At 48.6% G+C, this 6,660-nt stretch carries 8 protein-coding genes; all 8 read right to left on the reverse strand.

Features of this window, described 5'->3' with window-relative positions:
• Window positions 1-198: ATP-binding cassette domain-containing protein (locus tag B9J87_RS12880; RefSeq protein ID WP_141201579.1), on the reverse strand; the 198-nt coding region annotated here is incomplete at its 3' end.
• On the reverse strand, window positions 198-1,160 hold the full coding sequence (locus B9J87_RS12885; RefSeq protein ID WP_017049314.1) for an HlyD family secretion protein: 963 nt from the start codon (window positions 1,158-1,160) through the stop codon (window positions 198-200). The genes B9J87_RS12885 and B9J87_RS12880, both read right to left, overlap by 1 nt.
• Before the next feature lie 91 nt (window positions 1,161-1,251).
• Window positions 1,252-1,911 (reverse strand): HAD family hydrolase, encoded by a 660-nt coding sequence (locus tag B9J87_RS12890; protein ID WP_017044976.1) that lies wholly within the window; start codon window positions 1,909-1,911, stop codon window positions 1,252-1,254.
• A 4-nt stretch (window positions 1,912-1,915) separates the two neighbouring features.
• Window positions 1,916-2,965: an ABC transporter ATP-binding protein gene (locus B9J87_RS12895; RefSeq protein ID WP_094151074.1), complete on the reverse strand. Its 1,050-nt coding sequence runs from the start codon at window positions 2,963-2,965 to the stop codon at window positions 1,916-1,918.
• On the reverse strand, window positions 2,962-3,765 hold the full coding sequence (locus B9J87_RS12900) for an ABC transporter permease (protein WP_010318639.1): 804 nt from the start codon (window positions 3,763-3,765) through the stop codon (window positions 2,962-2,964). Before B9J87_RS12900 ends, B9J87_RS12895 begins: the two co-directional genes overlap by 4 nt.
• Window positions 3,752-4,651, reverse strand: coding sequence for an ABC transporter permease (locus tag B9J87_RS12905; protein WP_026027756.1), 900 nt, complete (start codon window positions 4,649-4,651; stop codon window positions 3,752-3,754). Before B9J87_RS12905 ends, B9J87_RS12900 begins: the two co-directional genes overlap by 14 nt.
• On the reverse strand, window positions 4,651-5,454 hold the full coding sequence (locus tag B9J87_RS12910) for an alkaline phosphatase family protein (RefSeq protein WP_094151076.1): 804 nt from the start codon (window positions 5,452-5,454) through the stop codon (window positions 4,651-4,653). Before B9J87_RS12910 ends, B9J87_RS12905 begins: the two co-directional genes overlap by 1 nt.
• Window positions 5,455-5,463: 9 nt before the next feature.
• Entirely contained in the window at window positions 5,464-6,525 is a 1,062-nt protein-coding gene (locus tag B9J87_RS12915; RefSeq protein ID WP_017044980.1) for an ABC transporter substrate-binding protein, read from the reverse strand.
• Window positions 6,526-6,660 lie beyond the last annotated feature (135 nt).

Raw genomic sequence — 6,660 nt, forward strand, 5'->3', positions numbered from 1 at the left:
CCCCAGCACATCAACACTGCCAGAGGTAGGGCTTAATAAACCCGTGAGTACGCGAATTGTGGTCGATTTGCCACAACCATTTGGGCCGAGAAAACCGTAAATGGTTCCTTTGGGGACACTCAGATTGATGCCTTCAATCGCAGTGAAATCCCCAAATTTTTTGACCACATTACGGGCGTGAATGGCGAGTTCAGTCACTATTTTTGCCTCGCTAAATCGACTTGCGCCGGAATGCCAGAAGGGAGCGATTGCGCGGATTCGGGCAGATCCACTTCGGCTAGATACATTAAGCGGGCGCGTTCATTTTCGGTCAGTGCGTAGTAAGGCGTGAAAGAGGGTTCCGTTGCCACCCAACGCACAGTGCCTTGCAGCGGCTCTTTTATACCGTCGATATGCACTGGAAACTGTGCGCCCGGCACGACAGCTAAACGATGTGGTGCGGGAACGTAGACGCGAGCATAAGGGATGCGGCTGGCTTGGATGATAGCGACAATGCCGTTGTTTGGGACGCGCTCACCCAAGTTGTATGGGAGGTTATCCAAAATTCCATCGCGGGTTGCGACAATGGTTAACTCGTCGAGCTTTTGCTGTTGCAGTGAGACGTCGGCTTTGGCGGCGGTCAGCGCCGCTTGCGCTTGTTCAATATCTTCAGGGCGAGTGCCAGCGGTGAGCTTAGCAAACTCTTCTTTTGCAGAATCGAGTTCGGCGCGAGCGGCATCACGCGTGGCGGTGGCGCTGTCTTTTTCTGATTGGCTGAGGAGCTTTTTACCAACCAGTTCTTCCACACGTTTGAAGTTTTGCAACGCCTCTGTCAGTTTGGCTTGCGCGCGATTGACTTTGGCTTGTGCGGCCGCCGTGTCTTCTTGGCGTTCACCATTGCTCAGTTTGAGCAAATACGCTTGCGCTTTAGCCGCCTCTGCGAGTGCATGGGCCAGCACCGCCTGCTGATTTTTGGTATCCAGTCGAACCAATACTTCGCCAGCATGCACTGCGCTGCCTTCCGCGACAGGAAGCGCGCGAATGATCTCATTGGCGGTGGCGGAAAAAGTGATGCGGTCTCGCTCTAAAGTGCCCAATGCTTGCGCGCTATTTTCCGGCGAGCAAGCATTGAGAGTTGACAGTAAAAGAGAGATAAAGGCAATGCGGTGTTTCATGCTCATGGCGAGAGGCTCGGTTAACTTATTGTCTTCATACTAGAAGTTTACCGCCAGCGCCTCAAGTTACATGATTCATCAAAAGTAGAGGATGTGATTAGCCCCACTTTAATATCGGCCATTGTTGGGGCTGCGCGTATTGGATGAGACGCGTGCATGGGTTGACCAAATAGGTGAAATCGGCGTGTAGACACAAAGGTAAATCATTGATCGAGTCAGTGAAAAAATGCACTTGACCCACGTATTGTGGGCGCTCAGCTAGCCATTCATTTAAGCGAGTGACTTTACCGTCTCGGTAGGTGGGTGTTCCCAAAATATGCGTGGTGTAATGGTTGTTCTCTATGACCATATCGATACCCATCGCCTCTGCAACGCCTATTTTACGGGCGACAGCTTTAACCAAAAAACTGACCGACGCCGAAATAATGAGCATTTGAATACGCTCGTCCGTTAACTGTTTAATGAGTGCTTTGGCTTGAGGAAATAGCCTAGGTACGATGCGTGTAGCGACACAATCGTCCGCCAAGCGCTGGACTTGCTCTGTGGGCAGGGTGAGCAAAGGTTGCATCGCAAAATCGAGGTAATCTTCCATGTCCATTTCACCGCTGGCATAGCGTGACATGATCAACCTATCTTGCGCGACAAAATCAGGGTCGCTCGCTATGCCCTTATCGGCCAAATATTCGCTCCAAATCATTGCGCAGTCGCCGTCAATCAATGTGTCGTCCATATCAAAAACGTATAGAGGTGTCGGCATCTATTTAGGCTCTCACAGGTTGTATTTCGTTAAGGTTAAACAGTAATTCTAGCTGACTGCCAGTGGCAAATAATCGCTCTGACGAACGATTGAGTAAATCGACCGTGAGCTCGCAGCCTCGCACATCCACATGGTAGCGAATGACATTACCCAGTAATTGGTGATGCTTGATGGTGCCATGTTGCGGCGCAGAAACATGGGCACCATAGCTCCGCCCAGCTTCCTTGACGTAGATGGATTCGGGGCGAATAGCCACTTTCCAAGCCGTGTCTATGTTAAACAACTGCTTGGCGGTGGCCGCCTCTACTAAATTGTAATGGCCCATAAAACCGGCCACAAACTCATTGGCTGGCTGAGTATAAATGCTTTCTGGGGAGCCTTGCTGAACGATTTCACCTTGGTGCATTAAAAAAATACGATCAGAGAGAATCATCGCCTCTTCTTGATCATGGGTTACAAATACGGTGGTGAGATTGAGCTCTTTTTGAATATCACGGATCTGCTGGCGCAAGTGTTTGCGAATTTGGGCATCCAGTGCTGAAAGGGGTTCATCAAGTAGCAAAATACGCGGCTTGACCACTAAGGCGCGAGCTAAAGCGACGCGTTGGCGCTGCCCACCCGAGAGCTGGTTGGGATAGTGTTTTTCTTTCCCTATCAGCGAAACCAGTTCGACCACTTTTTGTACTTCGCGCGCGATGTAAGCTCTGTCTTGCCCTTGCATTTTGAGGCCAAAGGCGATGTTTTCAGCCACCGTCATATTCGGAAACAGAGCGTAGGATTGAAACACCATGCCAATGCCGCGTTGCTGTGGTGTTTGGTTAGTGATGTTTTCACCGTTGACCCAAATTTCGCCGTCATCGGCGGGATTTAAGCCAGCCAAACTGCGCAATAAGGTCGATTTCCCGCAGCCGCTCGGACCAAGTAGCGTGACAAATTCCCCTTGCTCAATGGAAAATTCAATCCCTTCAAAAACGGTATTGTTGCCAAAGCGTTTGGTGAGGTTGGCGACGTGGACGTAATCAGAGCGAGAGGTTGTGTGGGTCGTGGAATTCATTGAGTGGATCCTCGGCTAAAACGACTGGCGAGCCAAGTCAGTAAAAAGATAAATAGGAAGTAAGTCATCACTAACGCGGAGGTGAAGTGACCACTAGTCTGACGCATGTTGTAGAGATAAATCTGCAAGGTTTCATAGCGCGTGCCGACCAGAATGTTCGCAAATACAAACTCGCCAAGTAGAAAAGAGAAGGATAGAAACAGCGAAGCCATCAACCCTTTTCTAATGTTTGGCAGTACGATCAGTAAAAAAGCACGGCTGGTGCTTGCGCCGAGCAGGTGCGCGGCGTCCATGAGATCGTGCAGATGGATCGCCTCAAAACTGTTGGCAATTGCACGGTACATAAACGGCAGCGCAATGGTGAAATAAGTGCCAATCAAAATCCAAGGTGTACCCACAATTGGAAATTGGCTATCGGCGTACAGTTGCAGTAATCCAACTGAAGAGACCACAGGCGGTACTGCAAAAGGGATTAAAATCAGCAGGTTCATCACTTTATCCAGACGAGGGAAATAGTAAAACACCACAAAGATCGCCGGAATAATCAAAACTGCGCTGAGTGTCAGAGAAGCGATGCCAATCAACAATGAGCGGCCAAATGCATCGAGAAAGCGAGGGTCGGTCAGCAGTTTGAGATACCAGTCAAAGGTGAAGCCATCGGGTAAAATCGTTGCGCCCCAGCGTGAAGAAAAGGAATAAACCAAGGTGGCTAAAATGGGCAGCAACATCACTCCCACGATGGAATAGACCACACTTTTATGAAAGGTGATTTTATCAAGGGTAGGATTAGCGTTTTGCATGGGTGTTCCTTGCGCTATAGCTTTTCGCAATTAGCCACTGATTGATCACAGTAATGAAGGCTAAAATTAGCATCAATACCACGGAAATGGCGGCGGCCAAATTGGGCTCTAAGAACAGATCTCCCGCCACTAAACTGGCAATGCGTACCGTAATGACGTTGTAGTTGCCGGATGTGAGTGCGTAGACGCTGGCATACGCGCCCATCGCATTGGCGATTAGGATAATCAAGGTACCGAGTAGGGCTGGTGAAAGCACAGGCAAGGCGATTTTCTGCCAATATTGCCATCCGTTGGCGCCCAGAGTAGACGCCGCCGCTTGCCAGTCATCACTGAGCGCATCAAATGCAGGATAGAGCAGCAGCACGCCAAGAGGGATCTGAAAGTAGATATACATCGCCAGAAGCCCCCATTTGCCATACAGGTTGAACTCTTCAATCAAACCGTATTGCTTTAGCAGCAAAGTCAGTGCGCCGTTGACCCCAAGAATAATAATGAAAGCGAATGCCAAAGGGACGCCAGCAAAATTACTGCTCATATTGGTAAAGGCGATCACACCATCGCGCAGCTTGCCATCGACTCGGCGTAAGGAGGCGACCAACATTGCCGCAATCGCAAGGCCAGCGACGCTGGACCATATGGCGAGCCACAAACTATTGCCCAACCCTTGCAAAATAAAGGATGAGCTGAAGATTTCGCGATAATGGTCCAGTGACCATTGATCGTCAGAGATAAAGCTGTTGAACAGAACCCACAGCATGGGGGCGAGCTGAAATAAGTAGAAAAACAGCGCAAAAGGAGTAAGCCACAGCGCAGGTTTGAGTTTGCGTGCCCAGTGCGTTGATTGGCTCAGCACGGCGCTAGGCTTGCTAATAACTTGGCTACTGATCATGCTAAGCACTCCGCAGAAAAGGGCTTATTGTGATCAAGATTAAGCAGTTGGCAGCACAGGCCGCAGAGCTCAGTTTGTTTGATCTCACAAGCTTGGTGCGAAAATTGATTGCCCAATACAAACAGCGGGACGTTGCGCTCTTCGGTTAATATTCCGCCGTGTGACTTGTCATTGTTCATGCCGTGATCGCTGGTCACCATCACTTGGTAGCCATCGTTTAGCCAGCTTTGTAAAAAGTGAGATAACAGCGCATCGGCCATGCGTGCACTATTACGATACTGTCCTGAATCAAGGCCAAACTTATGTCCAGCATCATCGATATTCATTGGATGGATCAGTAAAAAATCAGGCTGATGAGTACGACGTAAGTGTTCGGCGTCTAAAAACAGTGCTTCATCGGGATAGTGATCCCAGTGATAAAAACAGCCATGCTGAATATTGAGTGTTTTATCACAGGTAAAACGATCGCGCGTTGCATCAAAAGGCGCGCGGTTGTAGAGCTCGCTGACCCAATGATACGCCGCTGCGGCTGTTGTCAGCCCTTGCTCTTTTGCCAAACTGAAGATGGATTGATGATGTGAAAGGCGCACAATGTGGTTATGAACAATGCCGCTTTCGACAGGCTTTACGCCAGTGAGTAGACATTCATACAAAGGACGCGATAACGAAGGCAATTCACATTGTAGGGAGTATAAGGTTGCTCTTTGCTGCTCAATTAAGCCGTTTAAGTAGCCCATGCAATCACGGGCTACGGAATAATTGAGTCCATCAAGAACAACAAGGATCACCTTATTGTTCATGGTTACCTCTTACTGCTGGTGGATAATGACATTTTCTTGCCATTGACGTGGCAATTGACGAGCTGATTTTTCCCAAGCATTAAAGTCGCTAATTGGGCTCACATTCTGGTATTGATCGTTAGCAATCAATTTGCTTTGTACCGCAGCAGGCAGTGCAACGTTGCTGCGGATCGGGCGAGCATAGCCTTGTGCAAGGTTGATTTGGCCTTGATCGCTAAAGATGTATTCACGTGCTAGCTTGGCCGCATTTGGGTTTTTGGCGTATTTATTGATGATGGTGGTGTAGCCGGAAATCACAGAACCATCTTGCGGAATGTTAACGGTAAAGCGGTTACGGTCAATTTGGTCACGGTAACTTAGGGCGTTGAAATCCCACAATACGGCCACTTCAACTTCACCTTTTTCGAGGTTAGCGATACTTGGGTCTGTAAATGATAAGCGCCCTTGCTTGGCGAGTTTGGCAAAAAATTCGATTGCCGGATCGAGGTTCTTTTCACTGCCACCATGAGCAAAAGCAGCGGCTAGTACGGCATTATTTGCTTGCGCGGCAACGCCTACATTACCAATACTGATTTTGTAATCGCCTTTGAGCAAATCGTTCCACGTTTTTGGCGCATTCTTGACTAGATTATTGTTCGAGATAAATGAAATGGTGCCCGTATAAGCCAGAGCCCAGTGGCCATCTTTATCTTTGGCCCAGTCAGGGATGTCATTCCAAGTGCTCGGTTTGTACGCTTGAGTTACGCCTTTTTTCACCGCCACGCGAGCAAATGCAAAGCCAACATCACCGATATCGGCGGTCGCATTTTTCTTTTCGGCTTCAAACTTGGCAATTTCTTGCGCTGAGCTCATATCCGTATCTTGGTGTTTTAGGCCATAAATCTTACCTAAATCGCTCCACGTATCTTGCCAGTTAGCCCAACTGCCGGGCATACCAATGCTGTACACTTGGCCTTCTTGTTTCGCTGCGTTGATCAAAGATTGTAAATCAGCCTCTTTAGCAAAAGCCGAAGTCGAAAGAGTCAGCGCAAGTGCTGTGGCAGTCGTTGCGCGGGTAAATAAGGTTTTCATTGTCGCTATCCTTCTGGACTAGGTCAGTAAGTTCGATTTTTATCCTAGGGAAGAACTGTGACGTTTTCGGTGTAGTTATTTGACATTTTTGATGATTTTCTATTGCACTTTTATTTCAAATTCAATCAATTAGCC

This window comes from Vibrio sp. V19_P1S1T109, from assembly GCF_002241375.1.
GTDB classification, from domain to species: Bacteria; Pseudomonadota; Gammaproteobacteria; order Enterobacterales; family Vibrionaceae; genus Vibrio; species Vibrio anguillarum.

What these genes read in the sequence shown, in the direction of transcription:
- B9J87_RS12885 (WP_017049314.1), bottom strand. Translation starts at nt 1,160, where the DNA reads ATGAGCATGAAACACCGCATTGCCTTTATCTCTCTTTTACTGTCAACT.
- B9J87_RS12890 (WP_017044976.1), bottom strand. Translation starts at nt 1,911, where the DNA reads ATGCCGACACCTCTATACGTTTTTGATATGGACGACACATTGATTGAC.
- B9J87_RS12895 (WP_094151074.1), bottom strand. Translation starts at nt 2,965, where the DNA reads ATGAATTCCACGACCCACACAACCTCTCGCTCTGATTACGTCCACGTC.
- B9J87_RS12900 (WP_010318639.1), bottom strand. Translation starts at nt 3,765, where the DNA reads ATGCAAAACGCTAATCCTACCCTTGATAAAATCACCTTTCATAAAAGT.
- B9J87_RS12910 (WP_094151076.1), bottom strand. Translation starts at nt 5,454, where the DNA reads ATGAACAATAAGGTGATCCTTGTTGTTCTTGATGGACTCAATTATTCC.
- B9J87_RS12915 (WP_017044980.1), bottom strand. Translation starts at nt 6,525, where the DNA reads ATGAAAACCTTATTTACCCGCGCAACGACTGCCACAGCACTTGCGCTG.